The sequence below is a fragment of the Streptomyces doebereineriae genome (assembly GCF_031845645.1).
GTDB lineage: Bacteria > Actinomycetota > Actinomycetes > Streptomycetales > Streptomycetaceae > Streptomyces > Streptomyces canus.
This window is the reverse complement of the sequence record NZ_JAVREZ010000479.1, coordinates 1-414: the sequence shown is the minus strand read 5'-3', so window position 1 is coordinate 414 and position 414 is coordinate 1. Positions and strand designations below refer to the sequence as shown.

Genomic DNA, 414 nt, shown 5'->3' with positions numbered 1-414 from the left:
AGTTCCCGCAGTTCGAAACCGATCCGGATGCCTACTACCGGCCCTACCCGGAGTTCTCCAGCCGGGCCGACGCGATCCCGGTCCACCCGCAGATCGTGGCCGAGAACGGTCCGGACAGTTCACATTTCCGCTACGTCCACGGCGCGACCGTGACCCCGGTGTGCCTGCACTGGGAGCACGTCGACGAGGAATGGCGATTCCTGACGGGCTGGCCCGATGCCCGCAGTGACGATCCGGACAAGATGGCGCTGCGGATTCACAGCCACTTCTCCGGCCTCGGCTTCGCCATGAGCGCCTTCGAAGGCTCGTCCAACCACCGGCTGATCTTCGCCTGCACCCCGGTCGACGACGAGGTGTCGGACATGTTCTATTCGATCTGGTGGCCCAAGCTCCCGGGTGAGACCTCCGACATCC

Annotated in this window: 1 protein-coding gene; it reads left to right on the top strand. The window is 65.0% G+C overall.

Going from position 1 to position 414, the window contains the following annotated elements; translation table 11 throughout:
* Positions 1–414: hypothetical protein (locus RNB18_RS52855; protein ID WP_311721159.1), on the top strand; the 414-nt coding region annotated here is incomplete at both ends.